At 59.9% G+C, this 15,368-nt stretch carries 15 protein-coding genes; 10 read left to right on the top strand and 5 right to left on the bottom strand.

Translation table 11 applies throughout. From position 1 onward, the window contains the following. Positions 1 to 13 precede the first annotated feature (13 nt). Together AC1VON_RS29450 and AC1VON_RS29445 are read right to left on the bottom strand one after the other, a co-directional pair. Positions 14 to 1,207, bottom strand: a complete 1,194-nt coding sequence (locus AC1VON_RS29450; protein ID WP_172349142.1) for an MFS transporter — start codon at positions 1,205 to 1,207, stop codon at positions 14 to 16. Between the two features lie 41 nt (positions 1,208 to 1,248). Further along, positions 1,249 to 1,938: a Crp/Fnr family transcriptional regulator gene (locus AC1VON_RS29445; RefSeq protein WP_172349143.1), complete on the bottom strand. Its 690-nt coding sequence runs from the start codon at positions 1,936 to 1,938 to the stop codon at positions 1,249 to 1,251. 170 nt (positions 1,939 to 2,108) lie between these two features. Between AC1VON_RS29445 and AC1VON_RS29440 the strand changes: the two genes are divergently transcribed. From AC1VON_RS29440 to AC1VON_RS29395, 10 genes are all read left to right on the top strand, one after another. After that, positions 2,109 to 3,500: a DUF1254 domain-containing protein gene (locus tag AC1VON_RS29440; RefSeq protein WP_483125792.1), complete on the top strand. Its 1,392-nt coding sequence runs from the start codon at positions 2,109 to 2,111 to the stop codon at positions 3,498 to 3,500. Positions 3,501 to 3,704: 204 nt separating this feature from the next. Further along, positions 3,705 to 4,496: a hypothetical protein gene (locus AC1VON_RS29435; protein WP_483125791.1), complete on the top strand. Its 792-nt coding sequence runs from the start codon at positions 3,705 to 3,707 to the stop codon at positions 4,494 to 4,496. A 54-nt stretch (positions 4,497 to 4,550) separates the two neighbouring features. Beyond that, positions 4,551 to 5,576 carry a DUF1214 domain-containing protein gene (locus AC1VON_RS29430; RefSeq protein WP_172349145.1) on the top strand — a complete coding sequence of 342 codons (1,026 nt, stop codon included), beginning with the start codon at positions 4,551 to 4,553 and terminating at the stop codon, positions 5,574 to 5,576. Between the two features lie 250 nt (positions 5,577 to 5,826). Beyond that, entirely contained in the window at positions 5,827 to 7,143 is a 1,317-nt protein-coding gene (locus tag AC1VON_RS29425; protein WP_483126394.1) for a DUF3300 domain-containing protein, read from the top strand. 22 nt (positions 7,144 to 7,165) lie between these two features. Further along, the gene (locus tag AC1VON_RS29420; RefSeq protein WP_483125790.1) at positions 7,166 to 8,119 is read left to right on the top strand and encodes a DUF2950 domain-containing protein; all 954 of its coding nucleotides are present in this window, start codon (positions 7,166 to 7,168) and stop codon (positions 8,117 to 8,119) included. 51 nt (positions 8,120 to 8,170) lie between these two features. After that, the gene (locus AC1VON_RS29415) at positions 8,171 to 9,139 is read left to right on the top strand and encodes an ABC transporter substrate-binding protein (protein ID WP_483126393.1); all 969 of its coding nucleotides are present in this window, start codon (positions 8,171 to 8,173) and stop codon (positions 9,137 to 9,139) included. Beyond that, positions 9,136 to 9,852, top strand: a complete 717-nt coding sequence (locus tag AC1VON_RS29410) for a L,D-transpeptidase (RefSeq protein WP_483125789.1) — start codon at positions 9,136 to 9,138, stop codon at positions 9,850 to 9,852. The genes AC1VON_RS29415 and AC1VON_RS29410 overlap by 4 nt, the downstream gene beginning before the upstream one ends. A 43-nt stretch (positions 9,853 to 9,895) precedes the next feature. Continuing rightward, positions 9,896 to 10,225 carry a hypothetical protein gene (locus AC1VON_RS29405; RefSeq protein WP_246740769.1) on the top strand — a complete coding sequence of 110 codons (330 nt, stop codon included), beginning with the start codon at positions 9,896 to 9,898 and terminating at the stop codon, positions 10,223 to 10,225. A gap of 35 nt (positions 10,226 to 10,260) precedes the next feature. Then, on the top strand, positions 10,261 to 11,748 hold the full coding sequence (locus AC1VON_RS29400) for an MltF family protein (RefSeq protein ID WP_483125788.1): 1,488 nt from the start codon (positions 10,261 to 10,263) through the stop codon (positions 11,746 to 11,748). Positions 11,749 to 11,937: 189 nt separating this feature from the next. Next, a complete protein-coding gene (locus AC1VON_RS29395; protein ID WP_483125787.1) occupies positions 11,938 to 12,564 on the top strand; it encodes a Crp/Fnr family transcriptional regulator in 627 nt (208 codons plus the stop codon). A 316-nt stretch (positions 12,565 to 12,880) separates the two neighbouring features. Here AC1VON_RS29395 and AC1VON_RS29390 read toward each other — a convergent pair whose 3' ends face one another. The 3 genes from AC1VON_RS29390 to AC1VON_RS29380 form a co-directional block, all read right to left on the bottom strand. Beyond that, on the bottom strand, positions 12,881 to 13,567 hold the full coding sequence (locus tag AC1VON_RS29390) for an ABC transporter permease (RefSeq protein ID WP_483125786.1): 687 nt from the start codon (positions 13,565 to 13,567) through the stop codon (positions 12,881 to 12,883). A gap of 1 nt (position 13,568) precedes the next feature. Further along, positions 13,569 to 14,291 (bottom strand): ABC transporter permease, encoded by a 723-nt coding sequence (locus AC1VON_RS29385; protein ID WP_483125785.1) that lies wholly within the window; start codon positions 14,289 to 14,291, stop codon positions 13,569 to 13,571. Between the two features lie 284 nt (positions 14,292 to 14,575). Continuing rightward, on the bottom strand, positions 14,576 to 15,355 hold the full coding sequence (locus AC1VON_RS29380) for a transporter substrate-binding domain-containing protein (RefSeq protein ID WP_172352891.1): 780 nt from the start codon (positions 15,353 to 15,355) through the stop codon (positions 14,576 to 14,578). Positions 15,356 to 15,368: the final 13 nt, after the last annotated feature.

Raw genomic sequence — 15,368 nt, 5'->3', positions numbered from 1 at the left:
GCCCGAGGCGCTACTACAGTTGGTTCGCCGCGGCAGATCTCCATGCCGAAATCGCAACCAGGCATGCTATCGCAAGCAGTACTGTCGCTGCAGAAAATGGGGCCTCAGGGGATATCCGATGAAGGCTGGCACCGGCGATCGGCCCGATTGCCTGCCCCAGCCCCTGAGCGAGGACATTGACGCCTGCGGCCTTGCCCTGCGCGCCGCCTCCAGTCCACAAACTGAGCGAAGCGAGATTTCCAGTCAGCATGAGACCCAGACCGATGCCGAGCAGGATCAGCGTGGCGAAAATCGCGGAATAGGTCGTCACCAAGGTGCAGATCAGCATGGCAATTACTGCCGTGATCGCTCCAACCCCCAGCAGCCGGGCTGATGTCCATCCGAAGACGCGAACTGCACAAGCCTGCACGACAATCATAGCAAGCGCCGTCGCCATCAGCGCCGCGCCTCCCCTGGAGATCGATTCTTCGATCGTGAAGCCCAACGTATCCTGCAGACGCAGCGCCGTAACTTGCTGCAGGATGCTGTACGCAGAAATAGACGCAAGCGTGATCGCCAAGAATGGCCATATCCGGCCGAGCGGGAGGCGGGTGTCTGAAATAGCTGTTGAGGCGGCGCGGATGGGTTCCTTGGCCAGCCAGAGGATACTCGACAGTGCAACAGCAGCCAGTATTGCGATGATGGCGAAAGCCATGACCGGATTGGCTCCCGCAACGCGCCACGCAAGCGCTGCCCCAAGGATAGCGCCAACGCCGATAGCCACCCCGAGGGTGGCCATGCCATTGGCCCGCTGGGCTGGAGGAGTAACGTCCGCCATGTAGGCTTGTGCTGCGGGCAAGATGCCGCTGGTGACCAAGGTTTGAGCCGCGCGGACGACGGCTATCAACACTAGCGCCAAGAAAACGCTCAAGGTACCCGACAGCCGAAAATGGACGATCGCACCAAATCCGACGGAGCCCAGCATAGCCCCAGCAAGAGCTGCCAACAGGACCGGACGTCGCCCTATGCGTTCGCTGAGATAGCCCCAGGCAGGGGCCGAGGCCATGATAAGCAAAGCAGACAAGCTGAGTATGCCGCCGATGTGGAGGTCCGAGAAGCCCAGGCGCCTTCCCAGCGGAGGAAGCACGACGAGAAGAAAAGATTGTCCGGTGGTGAAAACCGTCAGGCTGAGAAATAGCGCTATCTGTGCCTTTGATGTCTGAGACACTACGTTCAAAGCTCCCCCCCTTGAGACTTTTCGCTGCCTAACTACTCCGACCCGTCACCTTCGGAGAACTGTCGCAGCACCCGTGGTTTCATCACGGTAACGGACCGATAAGTGTATTTCACCCAGCCATGAGAAGCGAAACGCCGCATTGCTGCGTTGACCTGTTGCCGCGAGGCATTCGCCATGATGCCAAGGTCTGCCTGAGACAACGGGATGGGCATGTCGCCGAGCCAACCGGCCCGTTGGAGCACGGAGGCTATCCTGCGCCCGACATCCCGCTTCTGCAGGTCGTGAACGATTCGGAGCAGCACGTCCACGGTGAATACCGTATTCATTCCAATCGCGCGCGGTACGCCGGGGTCGCGCGCCGTCATCTGCTCCAGGGCATCCAGCGGCACATGCATCATCCAAGCGTCGCTGAGAGCCCTCATCTCTGCCCTGCGTGGCTGGCCAGTCAAGAAGGGGCCTTCACCTGTCCAAGATCCCGGCATCCCAAGATGGATCAAGCGAGGGATTGCGTCGGGTGGCGCTGTGTTGATGGTAAGCGAGCCGGCAACGAGCCCGTACATCCCACCGGGCGGATCACCAAATCGGTAGATGATCTGATCTGGAGCGAATTTCAGGAGGTGCGCATGGCGCAACAGGGTGGCTCTGAAAGGGTCTCCCACATTCGTGAGCCAAGCGCCTTCGCTCATGACTTGTTCTGCCTGTTCTCGCGTCAAGTTCAGCATCTAGCCCCCAGATTGTCTGGATCCGGACAGTGTCTCCATCTCGATTGTGTAGTTTGTCAGCACCGCTATTTCCAGAGCGGAAATGAAGGAACAGGGGATTTCGCCGGCCGCAGGAAATGTTCTTTGCGCGCGGAAAATATACGTATTGCAATATCGCCACGAGGATGACCATGATCAGGTTTATTTTTACTGCAATCGCGTGTGTGATGGCAGTGCATTCTGCTATTGCTCAAAATTTATCGTCTAAAGAGGCCAGAGATATAGCAAAAGAGGTCACGATCTATGGTTTTCCGCTTGTAGATAATTATAGAGTTCAGTATTCGTATTTTGTTGATCGTAACAATCCTGACTTCAAAGCGACCTGGAACAATATCAACAACGTCGCTCGCGTCTTCACGCCAGATGACAAGGCGATCCAGACTCCCAATTCCGACACGCCTTATTCACAGCTCGGCGCTGACTTGCGCGCCGAGCCGCTGGTGATCAGTGTGCCTGAAGTCGAGGCCGGGCGATATTATTCGCTCCAGTTCATCGACATGTATACGTTCAATTTCGCTTATGTCGGCAGCCGCGCCACCGGCAACGGAGCAGGGAATTTCCTGCTTGTCGGTCCGCGCTGGAGCGGCGAGAAACCGGCAGGCGTCAAGGCTGTCATCCGCTCCGAAACCGACTTCGATTTCGTGCTCTACCGGACACAACTCTCCGGTGCGGCCGACATCGACAAGGTCAGGAAAGTTCAGGCGGGCTACAGTGTGCAACCGCTGTCTCGGTTCCTGGGGCAGCCGGCGCCACCCGCGCCTCCTCCCGTTGATTTCATCAAGCCGCTGTCGCCGGAAGACCAGCGCAAGTCGCCCGAATTCTTCAACATTCTCAATTTCGTTCTTCAATTCTGTCCGACGCACCCATCCGAAGCTGATCTCATGGCACGCTTTGCCAGGCTCGGCATCGGCCCTGGCAGCAAGTTCGACTTCGCAGCGATGTCACCGGAAATGCAGCAGGCCGTCCTGGACGGAATGGCTGATGCATGGAAGGAGTTCGCCGACTTCAAGGCGACGATGGTCGATACGGGCAAGCGGCCCGCCAGTGAGGCGTTCGGTACCCGCGAGTTCATGAAAAACGACTACATGGCCCGCATGTCAGCGGCCGTACTGGGCATATACGGCAACTCGAAAGAAGAGGCCCTCTACCCGACCTATTTCGCCGATGCCGACGGCAAGGCTCTGAGGGGGGACCACGACTACCGGCTATACCTCACGCCGGACAAATTGCCGCCGGTCAACTCGTTCTGGTCGCTTACCGTCTATGACCTTCCGGAAAGCCTGCTCTATCCGAATGCCCTCGATCGCTATCTGATCAACTCGTCGATGTTGCCAGACCTGAAGCGTGACGCCGACGGTAAGATCACGATCTACCTCCAGCACGAATCTCCGGGAAAGGACTTGGAGGCGAACTGGCTGCCGATTCCGGCAGGGCCATTCTGGGCAACGTTGAGACTTTACTGGCCCAAACCCGAAGCGCTCGATGGCCGTTGGAAGCAGCCCCCACTCGAGCGGGCTCGATAAAGCTGCGGCATCATAATTCAAATCAGCCACAGTTAAGATGATCGTCAACATTGTCCGAATCCGGACAGAGTGACGGAGGGGAATGTGCGATCTGATCGTCGCCGACGAGGGGCGGACCGCAATGGGGATTGCGGACTACGCTCACGCTGCTCTTTCCGAGGTGAGATGGACCGAGAATTGTCACAAGGCAACGAGGAACGGTAGATGAAAACTAGCACCAAATTCGGATTGGCGTTGCTTGCCTGTACAGTAACGGTCTCATTCGCCCAAGCTGCGGACGTTCCGCAACCGGTCATCCTGCCTGAGGCAAAGCCGGCTGCGGGCGATGGCTGGACCTTTGCGGCCAGTTCCTATTTCTGGGGCGCCGGCATGTCGGGTGACGTCGGACAGTTCGGCCTGCCGGCGGTTCACGTCGCATCCGATTTCGGCGATATACTGAAGGACTTGGATTTCGCGTTCATGGCGATCGGCGAAGCCCGCCACGACCGGTTCAGTATCTTCGGGGACGTCATCTATACCAAGGTCTCCACGGGCTCGGGCACGCCCCTGGGCGTTGTCGCGAACAGGGTCGATCTCACGTCGGAGACGTTCACGGGACTTCTTGGGGCGGGCTATTCCGTCTTTCTGGACGGTCGCAGCAATCTCGATCTCGTTGCCGGCGCACGTGTCTGGCACGCGAGTACGGACATCTCCTTTGCCGGCGGTGTTCTGGATGGGGTCTCGGCGAGCGACGGCGCCACGTGGGTCGACGCCATGACCGGCGTTCGCGGCAGGTATTTTCTGACGGACAAGGTCTACCTCAGCGGATGGGGCTTGATTGGGGCAGGCCAGGCAGACCTCGACTGGGATCTCGCCGCCGGCGTCGGCTACGAGTTCAGCGACCGGATCTCGGCCGTAGCCGGGTATCGCGCTCTCGGCGTCGACTATAGCCATGACGGCTTCGTGTTCAATGTGGTCCAGCAAGGGCCGATCCTCGGCATGGTCATGCGGTTCTAACGCTGCGGGCAGGGCAGACTCTGCTGCCACAACAATTCAATCATGGAGGTTTCTATGTCTCGAAAGAAATTGGGTTCTTTGGTGATTGCCGCCGCAGCACTGCTTGCGGCCGCGCTGCCGGTCGCCGCCGCTCCGATCACAGTCAACAGCGACAACTTCGTCCGCGCCGAAAGCGACCTTTACTTCTCTGGCATCGCCAAGAATGGCGGCTTCGGCAAGTTCGACCACACGCGGGAAATGGCGCCGCTTGATAAGCAGACAGTTGTCCGCCTGAATCGGGATACCCTTTATTCGTCCGCCGTGTTCGATCTGGATGCCGGACCGGTCACGATTACCGTGCCGGATCCCGGCAGCCGGTTCGTGTCGCTTCTTGTGATCGATGAGGACCACTATGCCCATGGCGTATACTACGGGGCTGGTTCGCATACCTTGACGCGCAAAGACATAGGCACCCGTTATGTGGCGGCCGCTTTCCGTTTCTTTGCCGATCCCAGCAAACCTGAAGATATGAGCAAGGTTCATGCGCTTCAGGATGCGGTCACGGTCAAGCAGGCAGCAGTGGGCAGTTTCGAGATTCCCGAGTGGGACAGCAAGAGCCGGGACAAGACCCGTCGCGCGCTCCTGGATCTCGGCGCGTTGCTCCCGGATACCGCCAAGATGTTCGGATCGCGCGACGAGGTCGATCCGGTCCGGCATTTGATCGGAGCAGCGCTCGGATGGGGCGGAAACCCGGACAAGGAAGCATTCTACCTCAACGTGACGCCTGAAAAGAACGACGGCAAGGTCATCTACCGGCTGACTGTGAAGGATGTCCCGATAAAGGATTTCTGGTCAGTCACTGTCTACAACAAGGACGGCTTCTTCACACAGAACGACTTGAACGCGTACTCGCTCAACGATGTGACGGCGAAGAAGAGCGCGGACGGATCGATCATGATCCAGTTCGGCGGCTGTGACGGCAAGATCGCGAACTGCCTGCCGACGCCCGAGGGTTGGAACTACATGGTCCGCCTTTATCGCCCTCAGGCGCAGATACTCGACGGGAGCTGGAAGTTTCCGGTCGCCCAGGAAGTGAAGTGAGCCGTCGCGTCCTTCTGAAAGGTACCGTCGCGCCGGATGTCTTGCAGGCTCTCCGGCTTTTGCGCGGGAAGACATCAGGCCGGTGGTTCGCGAAGCCAATAGCTGAGGCTGTCCGAGGGTGAAGAACCACCTGTAAGCCCTTTAACCTGGCGGGCAGCCAATATCTTCCGAAGCTGGAGGCGTTGGACGGGCGCCGGCCGCCGCCTCTAGTCCAACTGTCTGAGGGAACACACGTATGCGCTTCTCTTGTTTGCTGTCTCTACGACCATTGGCCGGGGCATCGGTAGCCACCGCGTTGCTGGTGAGCGTCTCATTTTCCGCGTTTGCGCAAGAGCAAGCGGCTGCCTCGAACGCGGCCACATCAACTGCGGCCGCGACCGCTTCACCCGCGCCATTGAGCGCCGACGAGATGGAAATCCTGGTCGCGCGCATCGCCCTTTATCCAGATGATCTTGTAGCCGTCATTTCCGCCGCCTCGCTCTACCCGCTCCAGATCGTGGAGGCGCAGCGCTTCCTCGACGGCTACAACAAGGACAAGACCCTGAAGCCCAAGGAAAGCTGGGACGGCAGCGTCATTTCGCTTCTGAACTATCCCGAGATCGTCAAGATGATGAGCGACGACCTCGACTGGACACAGACGCTCGGCGAAGCGATCGCTTATCAGCAGAAGGATGTGCTGCTCGCCATCCAGCAGCTTCGCGGGGAAGCGGTTGCCAAGGGCGTCATCAAGACAGACGACAAGGTCAAGGTCGAGAAGCAGGCAGACAACATCGTCATCCAGCCGGCGAGCGCCGACACCATCTACGTCCCGCGCTACGATCCGAAGGTACTCTACGTTGCGAACTATCCGCCGGCGCCGGTCGCCTACTATCCCGATCCTTATCCCTATTACTACAATCCGACGGCCCCCTTCTTTGCCGGCGCGGTGACCGGCGCCGTCTGGGCCGCGGCCGTAGACTGGGACGACAGGGACGTGTGGGGCGGCCACTGGAGCGGTCCGGATATCAACATCGATTGCGATAGATGTCTCAACAACATCGACCTCGACGGCAAGGTGAATTTCAACGACATCGACTGGAAGAACGTCGATCGATCGAAGATCAAAATCGACAAGGATCAGTTCGCCAAATTCGACCGCACCCGCATCAAGGGCGGGATCGCGGCCAACGGCGACAACGCATTGAGGGACCGTGCCGGCGACATCAAGCGGGACAATGCCGTCAACCGGCCCGGCAGGAAGCAGCAGGCGACCGACATCCGCAAGAACACCCTGGAGGGGCTCAAGGCGAAGCCCGGTGGCGGGACAACTGCAAAGAAGACGGAGATCGCGAAACGCGACGTCTCCAAACGGGACATCCAGAAGCCGGGCAACATAACCCGGCCGGTCGGCAAGGTGAAGCCTGCGGCCAAGTTGGACAGCCGGCCGAAGAAAATGTCGGGTCTTGGAGACATGGACCGCGGAAAGATCTCTCAGTTGCAGTCCGACCGCGGCCGCAAGTCCCTGGGAGGTGGGCAGCGCGGCGGCGCCGGCAAGGCCATCAAGCGTCCCGCCGGTCACAAGCGTTGATATTGAGGGAAAGGACCAGACAATGAAGTCGACCCTTCGTGCCATGCTTGCCTGTCCGGCCCTTGCCGTCGCGTTTCTCCTCGGTCATGCTTCGGGGCCTTCGGCCGCCGCCGCCCAGAGTCTGCAGGAGGTTGCCTCCCTTGCCGCCACCACGGAACCGCCGTCTTTCGACAGCGCCGATGCCGCGGTGACTGCTTTCAAGGAAGCGCTTCGCGCAAACGATATCGATGCGCTCGCCAAACTGCTTGGGCTCGACGTCGTGAAGCTCAAGGCCGATGCGAATACCGCCACCACCTTCATCCGGATCCGGGATGGCGCTGCCCGGCAATTGGTCGTCGAGGATGAAAGCGATCGCAAACTGATAGAGATCGGCGATAAGTTGTGGACGCTGCCTTTCCCGCTGGTGAAGGGCAGCGACGGCAAATGGGCCTTCGACACCTATGCCGGGCTGGAAGAGATCGTAAATCGCCGCGTCGGCGCAAACGAGTTGGAAGCCATCGCGAGCCTGCGCGCCTATGTCGACGCCCAGAACGATTATTTCCTACAGGATCACGACAATGACGGTGTGCCCGAATACGCACAGAAGCTGATCAGCGGCAAAGGCGCCACCGACGGACTCTATTGGCCAGCCGAACAGGGCGACGGCGACAGCCCCGCGGGCGATTTCCTTGATCAGGTGCCTTTGGGCAAGGCCATCAAGGGTGAGGGCTATTTCGGCTACCGCTTCCGTATCCTGACGAAACAAGGCGCCAACATCGCCGGCGGCGCCTACGACTATGTCATCAACGGCAACATGATCGCGGGCTTTGCCCTTATCGCCTGGCCGGTCAAGTACGGCGAGACCGGCGTCAAGACCTTCGAAGTCAACCAGCACGGAATCGTCTACGAGGCCGATCTCGGCGCGAACACCGACGCTGTCGTGAAGCACATAAACAGCTTCAATCCCGATAAGGGCTGGGACGTGGTCGGAGACTGAACGGATATCGTGCCCATGAGGAAACGCGTCGCACGTGAAGAGGATCACCTGATGGCCGATTTGGTGAAACTGGCATGGAAAGTGGCGGTGGTTGCCTCGGCGCTTGTGCTCGGCGGCATTCCCTCGCACGCTGCCGACCTGGTTATTGCAATGCCGAACTGGTCGTCGGGCCAGGCGACGGCCAACATCCTGAAGGTGAGTCTCAAGAAGGAGTTCGGGCTCGATGCGGATGTGGTGGAGATGGGCACCATGATCGCTTTCGCCGGTCTTGACTCCGGCCAGGTCGACATCCATCCGGAGGTCTGGCTGCCGAACCTCGATACCTTGGTCAAGAAGTATGTCACCCAGGCTGGAACGGTCGCGATCAGCCCGATCGGCGTCCCGGCCTGGCAGGGTATCTGCGCCAACAAGACAGCGGCCGACAAATACGGCTTCAAGGACATTTCCGACCTCGGTGATCCGAAGAAGACCGAGGCGCTCGACACGGACGGAGACGGCAAGGGCGAGATGTGGATTGGCGCCCAGACGTGGTCGTCGACCACCATCGAGCGCATCCGCGCCAACAGCTACGGCTATGCCAAGAACCTGACGCTGCTCGAAATGCCGGAAGATGTCGGCATGGCGGCTGTCGATGCGGCGGAGGCCTCGGACCGGCCGATGGTCTTCGCCTGCTATGCGCCGCATGTGGTCTTCAAATTGCACGACATCGTGCGCCTGACGGAGCCACCATACGATGCCGCCAAATGGAAGATCGTCCTGCCGACGGAAGACCCGCAATGGCTTTCGAAATCGCACGCCGCCGTTGGCTGGGACACGGCCCACTACCACATCGCCTACGCGACCTCGTTGCGCAAGAAACATCCGGAGGTGGTTCGCTTCCTGGAGCGCGTCGACTTCAAGCCGGAGGAGGCGATCGAGATGAGCTACGCGCTCCAGGTCGAGCGGCAGGCGCCCTCTGCCTACGCCGAGCAATGGGTGGCCAGGAACGAGACGCGCGTCGAAGGATGGGCCAAGCAATGACCAGACGCACAAAGACGAGGTTCGGCACGGACGCACGGGCGACGGGAACCGGCGGCAAGCATGCGGCAGGCCTGGCGGTTGTGCTGGCGCTGGGGCTGGCGTTTTCCACCTTGGCAGCGCTTGCCGCGGGAACGCAGGTCTACGATCCCAAGACGCGGCAGTGGACGGATTACAATCGCACCAAGGCCTACCAGTACTACAAGCTTCACAAGCAGGTGCCGGAATCCTTTCGCCCGCAGGTGGTCAAGTTCCGCACCGCCGAGCAGCCCGGCACCATCATCATCGACGGCAACCAGCACTTCCTCTATCTCGTCCAGCCCGGCCAGCAGGCGATCCGCTACGGCATCGGCGTGGGCAGGGAGGGCTTCGGATGGGCCGGCATCGTCAAGGTCGGGCGCATGGCGGAGTGGCCGACCTGGACACCGCCGGCAGAAATGGTTGCCCGGGATCCAAAAGCCCGGCCGTGGGCCAATGGCATGCCCGGTGGGCCCGACAATCCGCTCGGCGCGCGGGCGCTCTACCTCTACGAAGACGGCCATGACACCATCTATCGCATCCATGGCACGCCCGAACCGTGGACCATTGGCCTGGACGTGTCTTCCGGATGCATCCGCATGAACAATGGCGACATCATCGATCTGCATTCCCGCATCAAGGTCGGGGCGAAAGTGATCGTGCTGATGCAGGGCGCGGCGCTCTACAAGGGTGTGTGATCAACGACGGACGTATAGTTCGACAAACACAGGGGACAAGACCATGGTGACCGGCAGGCAGATCAGGATGAGGCACTGGGCCGTTCGCGGATCGGCCTCGATCGTCATCGCAACGGTTCTGGCGGCATGCCAGAGCGCGCCGACGCCCGACCAGATGTCGAGGACGACGGTCGAAACGGCACCGGCCGATCTCCAGCTTCTTTGTGCCGGCGCGGCGGCAAAAGCGGGCGGCGTCGATAGCGGCAAGGCGTTGCCGACCAGCTCGCGCAGGCTCGATTCCAAGAGCTTCCAGGTCGAACTGAACGTCGCGGGAAAGCCAACCAGCTGCATCGTCGATACCGACGGCAAAGTGGCGTCCGTCCAACCGGCCTGACTGTCAAGGGACGAAATGCGTCGAAGGGGGCGTCGATGATCGGGACGGATTGCACGGGCATGGTCGGCCGGGCTTGGGCCCCAACGGTCCTTGCATTTCTTTCGCTGCTGGTTCTGGGCGCCCTCACGACGTGCGGGGCCCTGGCCGAAGACCTCTCGAGCGCGGCGCGCGTCAAGAGCTGGAGCGGCGATTTCGACGGCATGGAGAAGCGAAGGGTTGTCCGCATCCTCGTACCCTATTCGAAGACGATCTATTTCATCGACAAGGGCAGGCAGCTTGGTACCGCGGTCGAACTCGGACAGGCGCTTGAGGATTGGCTGAACAAGCGGCTGAAGAAAACCAAGGAGGTAGAAAGGATCAGGATCGCCTATGTGCCGGTGGCCAGAAAGGACCTTCTGCCGGATCTCGCGGCGGGGCTTGGCGACATCGTCTCGGCCGACCTCACCATCACGCCGGCGCGGCAGAAAATAGTCGATTTCTCCGATCCGATGGCCAGCGGCGTCATGGAGGCGCTTGTGACCGGTCCCGCCTCGCCGCCTGTCGCCTCCCTGGACGATCTCGGCGGCAAGGAGGTCTATGTCCGCGCGAGCAGCAGCTATCACGAGCACCTCGTCGCGTTGAATGCCGAGCGGAAGACGGCGGGCAAACCGGAAATCATCATCAAGGACATCGCCGAAAACCTCGAGGACGAAGACATCCTGGAGATGGTCAATGCCGGACTGCTGCCATGGTGCGTGGTCGACCGCTTCAATGCCCGCATCTGGGCTCAGGTCTTCGACAAACTTGCCGTGCATGACGACATTGCCGTCTCGACCGGGGGCGACATCGCCTTCGGCATCCGCAAGGACAGCCCGAAGCTGAAGGAGGTGCTTGATGCCTTCGTGAAAGATCACAAGGTTGGGACGACATTCGGCAACATCCTGAAGAAGCGCTACTACCAGAGCGACAAGATGGTGCGCACGGCCTACGCGCCGGCGGAGATCGCCAGGTTCCAGGCGCTGTGGCTGCTGTTCCAGACCTATGGCAAGCAATATGATTTCGATCCGCTGCTGCTGGCCGCGCAAGGCTTCCAGGAATCGCAGCTGAACCAGAGCCAGAAGAGCCCACGTGGCGCGGTCGGCATCATGCAACTCCTGCCCTCGACCGCCGCTGACAAGGCCATCGGCATCAAGGGCATCGCCGATAGTCCTGAGCGAAACATCGAGGCCGGGGCGAAGTATCTGCGCCACCTGTCCGGGGTCTACATCACCGATGACGGTCCCAAGCCTCTCGACCGGATGCTGCTGACGCTCGCCGCCTACAACGCCGGGCCGAACAATCTGAGGAAGTTCCGTGGAGCCGCGACCCAGATGGGGCTCGATCCCAACGTCTGGTTCGGCAATGTCGAAAACGGTGCCGCCAAGATTGTCGGCCGCGAAACCGTCCAGTACGTCTCGAACATCTATAAATACTACATCGCCTATTCGATGTATGTCGAAAGGCTCGCGGAGCGAAAGGACGCGGCCAAGCCAGTTCCCGAATAGGCGCAGATGACAGCTGGCGCTTCACCAAGTTTCGACGACCGCGTGCGCGATGGCAAGATATTCGGCAGCGTCAAGAACATTGTAGCGATCCGGACAAAGCTAAAGGTGGCGTCGTGATAGTCGCCCACCATGGACGTTACTAGAGCACAGGCAGAAGAGATTGTTAGCGGGACAGGCTGGCTTTCGCGGATGTCACCCGTGCTTCGCGCAACAGTGTTGCGACACTCCATCCTGATGAACTTTTCCCACAACGAACATGTTTTCCGATATGGCGATCCACCAGGCGGGATCTACGGCCTTGTTGCGGGTACGGTCACGGTCAATACGGCACCGCCGAATGAATCCCCCCAACTGGTCCATCTGGGTGCCCCTGGCGACTGGGCTGGGGAGGAGTGTTTCATCACTAGGCAGTCGCGTCGAAGCGAGTTACGTGCTTCTGGCAGCCTGTGGATGATGCATATCCCGCTGGATACAATGGACAGGATGGCAGCGGCTGACCCGGGCGCGGTACGGGCTTTCGCCATGATCTCGGTGCTCGGCTCGGACGTGCTTATCCGCGTCATCCATGATCTTCAGCGACAGCAAGCCGACCGACGGATAGCTGCGGTGCTTCAGCGGGCCACATGGATCGGTCGAATGCCAATCCCTCTGTCACAGGCTGATCTCGGTGTCATGGCAAATGCTTCGCGCCAGCAGGTCAATGCCGCGCTACGGCGGTTTGCATCGGCAGGTTGGATCGAGCACCAGTATCGCTCCATCACTGTGAAGGATGCCGACGCCCTGTATCGCTTTGCCTCAACTGACGATGGTCGTTGAATCGTTATCTTTCCAGCAACATGCGCGGCGCGCGCCTCCTCGAGACGCTATACGCGGCGTGCAGGTGACAATATCCGCAGGCCAGAGGCAACGTCCGCCAGGCATCTGCTTGCGCGTCACGAGCCGCATGACGCGATCCATCCCCCGTACCTTCAGCCGAACCTGCGACGTCTCGCGCGAATAAAGCTCCGCATGATCGATGTCTTGGTGCCCCATCGCGTCCATGAGCTGTCTGGTTGAGGCTTCAGTCTCGGCTGGCTTCTTCTGATGACGGACGCCAGCGTGAACCGTTTTGCAGGTTTGCCCAAAGCCGAGATCAATACCGCCGAGCTAACCGTCTCTCGAAGAAACCGAAGCCGGTCGTCACAATTGCCGCCAGCAGGAAATATCCCAACGCGGCGGCGAACAGAGGCTCGTAGATCCTAAAAGTCTGCGCACGAACCAGGTTCGCTGCACCCATAAGTTCGAAGACGGTGATCGTCGAGGCCAGAGCGGTCCCCTTTAGAAGCAGGATATTCTGCCCTCCGATCGCCGGCAGGGCTAGCCGGAAGGCCTGCGGCAGAAGCACGGAAATCATGATCCGTGTTTTGGACAACCCAAGCGACTGGCCGGCCTCACGCTGACCGTCAGGAATAGCCTGTATCGCGCCTCTCCATATTTCACCGCAATAGGCCGCGGTGTTCAGGGACAGGGTAAGAAACGCGTAGCAATAAGCGCCTCGAAGGAGGGGCCACAATGGGCTGTACCTTATCGAAGGGACACCGCCGAGGAGCTGGCCGACGCCGAAGTAGCAAAGGTAGAGCTGAACGAGAAGCGGCGTGCCCCGGAAAGCCAGGATGAAGGCGACCGCCGGGTAGCGAAGCCATGGCCTTGCCGATAACCGGGCAAGGGCAACCGGGATGGCCAGCAGATTGCCGACGAGCGCGCAGCCGACAAACAGGACGACGGTGGTCTGGATGCCGGCCAGGAGCTGGGCGGCGAGATATTGCCCGAATTCTGTCACGCTATCTGCGCCTCCCAGTATTGGCGGTAGACGTTTCCAGGGCGTGGAAGAGCATCGCCGACAGGCCTGACATGACCAGGAACACGAATGCGATCGCGCAATAGAACAGGAAGTAATCGCGCGTCGCCCCGGCGGCCATCTTGCCTGCGAGGACGAGCTCCGTGAAACCGATGAGGCTGACGAGCGAGCTTTCCTTCAGGACGACCAGCCACAAATTGCCGAGCCCTGGCAGCGCCAGTGGGATCATCTGCGGAAGGATTACCAGGAAGAAGGTCTGGCTGCGGGTCAAACCAAGCGCGTGGGCGGCCTCGGCCTGGCCTCGCGGGATGGCGGTGATTGCACCGCGAAGAACTTCCGTGCTGTAGCCTCCCTGAACGATCCCGAGCGACAAAGTCGCCGCCACAAATCCGTTCATCTGAAATTCGGAAGTAAACCCGACAAGAGTCACGCCCGAACGCAATGCGTCGGTAGCAGTATAGTAGACCAGAAAGATAATCAGGATGTCAGGGACGGAGCGGATAATGGTGGTGTAGGCGGTGGCGACAAAGACAGCTGTCCGGCGCTTTGAAAGCTTGGCCAACGCACCCGCAAGGCCAAGCGTCAGGCCAACGATATAGGCGCTTATCGAAATTTCGATGCTCAGCAAGGCGCCGCGAAGCAATTCGTCGCCCCAGCCCTTGTCCCCGAAGCCGAGCAAGGTCAGCCAAGACACGATCGAATCCATGCGGCGAGTTCCAATGAGGATGGTGCCGGCCGGAACGGGATGGCCGGCACGAGAGCAATTCCAGGAAAAGTGTGACCGATTTTCCGTCCGGAATTGCGTCAAAACAAGGAGTTGGAGTGGTTCGCCGTTTCCGTGAAACGGTGAAGTGCTCTAGAACATGACGCCGAAAAGTGGGAAGCGGTTTTCGGACGACATCATGCTCTCCTTCTTTCATTTAGAGGCGGATTCAGATTTCAGGTCGATACGACCTGAAATCAGCCGGCTCCAGGCCCTGCATCTGATGATCAATCGCCGTAGATGTCGAAATCGAAATATCGCTTGGTTATCGTGTCATACTCGCCGCTGGCCTTCACGGCCTTCAGCGCGGCGTTGAGGCGGTCCCTAAGCGCCGTGTCTTCCTTGCGCAGGCCGCCGCCATCCCCGTCGCCGAACATCTTTTCATGCGGCAGCGTAACCTTGATTTCATAGGCTTGGCCTTCCGGCTTTTTCAGGAAGTCCTGGATCTGGATTCCCGCCGCCGCCATCAGGTCCACACGGCCGGCTTGCATGTCGGCGATTTCATCGTCGAGCGTCGGATAGATCTTCACTTCGCCAATGCCGTCCAACTTATCCTGCATGTAAGTCGCCTGCAGGCTCGCACTCTGCGCCGCCACGGTGACGCCCTTGAAAGTATCCGGCTTTGCTACATCGAATTGCCGCGTGTCGGCCTTGGCGCCGACAAGTACGTTGGGCGAATAGTAATACTTGTCGGTGAAGTCGATCACCTCCTTGCGCTTGTCCGTGATCGACATAGAGCTCCAGATGACATCGAACTTCTTGGCCAGCAGCGCGGGAATGATGCCGTCCCAGGCGATATCGACGATTTCGCACTTCGCCTTCATCTGTGTGCAGACGGCATTCATCAGGTCGATTTCCCAGCCTTGCCATTTGCCGCTGGCATCCTTGACTGAGAAGGGCGCGTATGGCTCGGCGGCTACCCCGAAGCGAATGACGTCTTCGGCGGCCGCTGAGGACGTGGCGGCGGCGCCAAAGGCCGCAGCAATTAGTGATACGATAACTGCCAGTTTTTTCATGACG

The sequence above is a fragment of the Mesorhizobium sp. HAY1-8B genome, assembly GCF_056868045.1.
This window is presented reverse-complemented; position numbering and strand designations above follow the sequence as displayed.

Bases quoted from the DNA above. Each gene is read 5' to 3' on its own strand.
- AC1VON_RS29445 (WP_172349143.1), bottom strand. From the start codon at position 1,938: ATGCTGAACTTGACGCGAGAACAGGCAGAACAAGTCATGAGCGAAGGC.
- AC1VON_RS29440 (WP_483125792.1), top strand. From the start codon at position 2,109: ATGATCAGGTTTATTTTTACTGCAATCGCGTGTGTGATGGCAGTGCAT.
- AC1VON_RS29435 (WP_483125791.1), top strand. From the start codon at position 3,705: ATGAAAACTAGCACCAAATTCGGATTGGCGTTGCTTGCCTGTACAGTA.
- AC1VON_RS29430 (WP_172349145.1), top strand. From the start codon at position 4,551: ATGTCTCGAAAGAAATTGGGTTCTTTGGTGATTGCCGCCGCAGCACTG.
- AC1VON_RS29420 (WP_483125790.1), top strand. From the start codon at position 7,166: ATGAAGTCGACCCTTCGTGCCATGCTTGCCTGTCCGGCCCTTGCCGTC.
- AC1VON_RS29415 (WP_483126393.1), top strand. From the start codon at position 8,171: ATGGCCGATTTGGTGAAACTGGCATGGAAAGTGGCGGTGGTTGCCTCG.
- AC1VON_RS29410 (WP_483125789.1), top strand. From the start codon at position 9,136: ATGACCAGACGCACAAAGACGAGGTTCGGCACGGACGCACGGGCGACG.
- AC1VON_RS29405 (WP_246740769.1), top strand. From the start codon at position 9,896: ATGGTGACCGGCAGGCAGATCAGGATGAGGCACTGGGCCGTTCGCGGA.
- AC1VON_RS29400 (WP_483125788.1), top strand. From the start codon at position 10,261: ATGATCGGGACGGATTGCACGGGCATGGTCGGCCGGGCTTGGGCCCCA.
- AC1VON_RS29395 (WP_483125787.1), top strand. From the start codon at position 11,938: ATGTCACCCGTGCTTCGCGCAACAGTGTTGCGACACTCCATCCTGATG.
- AC1VON_RS29385 (WP_483125785.1), bottom strand. From the start codon at position 14,291: ATGGATTCGATCGTGTCTTGGCTGACCTTGCTCGGCTTCGGGGACAAG.